Raw genomic sequence first — 2168 nt, forward strand, 5'->3', positions numbered from 1 at the left:
GGCGGCGGCCGGCGCTGACCGCGCAGCCTTCTGGGATGACCGCACCCCCTGAAGCGCCCGTTACGGGTAGCTGGGAGCTCCAGCTCACCGCCGAGCTCGACTATGGCGGTGAGCAAGTGAGCAGGTGAGCGTGGTGGTCGGTCAGCGCTGGCGGTGAGTGGGCAACACCCGGGGAGGCACGTGGGTTCGCCCGGCTCTGCTGGTGTCAGTGGGCTGTGAAAGCCTCGCGGGCATGAGTTACGACTTGGCCGTATGGGAAGGCGAAAGACCAGCGGACGATAAGACTGCTGGTCGGGTCTTTAACGACCTTTACGCGAAGACGATCCAGGCCCCGAGCTCCGCCGCGGTGCTTCCACCTGCGGCCACACGTCTTTCTTCCAGAGCTCGACCGCGTGCTCGTCGCGTTTCAGCGCCCGGCGGGCCGGGCTCTGCCAGGACCAGCCGTGGCGGTGCAGCAGTCGCCATACTCCCGCGATCGAGCAACTGACCTGGAACTGGCGGCCGATCAGCGTTCTGACGCGTTCCAGCGTCCACCGCTGATCTTCCCAGCCATGCGCGGCCAGCCCTTTGGCCAGCTCTTGCTCTAGCAGGGCGAACCGTTCGTCCGACAGCTTCGGCAGTTTCGCGGGTCCCTTCGACTTCAGGCCCTGCATGTCGCTTTCACGCCAGTTGCGGCGCCATTGCTCCACCGAACGCTCGCTCACCCGCAAATCCTTGGCGATGACCGAATTCCTGTCACCTCGCGCGAACCTTCGCCCGGCCTCCAGCCGGATCTCTTCACGCGCAGCCCGCCGCTCGGTAGTCAGGCCCCCACCATCCGCGTACCGCATAACACCGGCATACCGCAGGGATCACCTAACGTCACCACCCGAAGGCAACCCGAAAAGGTCAGTAATTCAGCCTGTCGTCTGTCTGTGCGGGGCTCCGTGTACCACCGTGTGCGCCCCCGATCTGCCCCGCCTCGCCTCAAGTTGTCCACGCTGATGGCCTCCGCCGGTGGTCGGGGTCTGCTTCCAGCTGTCACCATCAGCCGCCATGACCCCTACTGCGGTAGAGCGCCACGGAGGCATCCCCGCGCATCTAGGCACCCAGAGCTGCGGGTTCGGGCCCGCAGCGTGAACCCGAGGGCCGACGCCTCGGTGGGGAGGGGCCCCGGGGCGGCCGCAGCATCGGCGCAAGTTCTTCGCCACCCGACCCGTCATCGCCACGGCACTTGCCCGCTGGGGCCACGTCCTGCTGTCCCTGGTTCTGATCGCCCTCGGCCTGCTCATCCTCATCGAGGGCGGCGCCTTCGGCCTGTAGCACCCAGCGGCACATCATCGGCGCAGTTCGAATTCCTCACGAGACCAAGCGCCTCCCGAACCGGTGAAGAGGTGCTGCCCCTTCTCGGGTACATGACGGGGCCACGACCTGCCGGGCCGAGGGCCAGGCAGAAGCGAAGGCCCTGAGCAGGCACGTTCCGACCCTGACTCAGGGCCCGCGGGCCGGTCCTCCAGACAGACGAAGACCTGCTGTCCGGACAACCACCAACGCAAAGCGGAGCATGATCGGCCATGCAAGCCCCGCTTATGCAGGCCCAGTTGAGTATCTGGGCTCATGGCCGACGCATCGCTGCGGAGCGAGGATCAGTGCAACGCACAGACATACAGGGCCTGTTCGGCCGATTGAGCCTGATGGGGAGACCTTCCAATGTCCCGACGTATCGCTGTGTCTGTCGCCGCCGGTGTCGTCGTTCTCGCAGGTGCGGGCGCTTACGCTCTGGCCTATGCCGGGGAGCAGCCTCCCGCTCTCACGCACAGCGCCGCCCGCTACAGCGCCCCCGCCGGCGACCGTGACGGTTCCCTGAGCTTCACCACCGGCGTCACCGCCTCCTCCGGGATCAAGAGTGTCAAGGTCCTGGCCTGGCCGGCCACCTCCTCGCTCGCCGAGCAGAAGCTGACCGCCGTGGACATGGCCGCCGCCGAGAGAGCCGTCTGCACGCCGGCCGGCAAGCACACCGTCCACTGCACCTACACCACCACCGTCACCCCCACCGACGCGGCATCCTCCCCCCACGGCGCCTGGCACATCGGCGTCCTGGCCGAAGCGAACAACGGCACCACCACCCTCGACAACGAGGCAGCCGGCTTCACCGTCCGCTGACGTAGCTCTGGCCGGGATGTGGCAGG

The 2168-nt window shown here is 67.3% G+C and carries 2 protein-coding genes and 1 pseudogene; 2 read left to right on the forward strand and 1 reads right to left on the reverse strand.

Annotated elements, in window-relative coordinates; translation table 11 throughout:
- Positions 1-299: 299 nt before the first annotated feature.
- On the reverse strand, positions 300-830 hold the full coding sequence (locus ABZT03_RS43915; protein ID WP_356049885.1) for a winged helix-turn-helix domain-containing protein: 531 nt from the start codon (positions 828-830) through the stop codon (positions 300-302).
- 346 nt (positions 831-1176) lie between these two features.
- On the opposite strand from ABZT03_RS43915, the pseudogene ABZT03_RS43920 reads away from it, so the two are divergent.
- Positions 1177-1302, forward strand: a pseudogene (locus tag ABZT03_RS43920) (cadmium transporter); the annotation flags it as partial.
- A 387-nt stretch (positions 1303-1689) separates the two neighbouring features.
- Complete coding sequence (locus tag ABZT03_RS43925) at positions 1690-2142, forward strand: DUF5707 domain-containing protein (protein WP_356049887.1); 453 nt, start codon at positions 1690-1692, stop codon at positions 2140-2142.
- Positions 2143-2168 lie beyond the last annotated feature (26 nt).

Origin of the sequence: Streptomyces sp. NPDC005574, from assembly GCF_040605435.1 — a bacterium.
Taxonomy (GTDB): Bacteria; Actinomycetota; Actinomycetes; order Streptomycetales; family Streptomycetaceae; genus Streptomyces.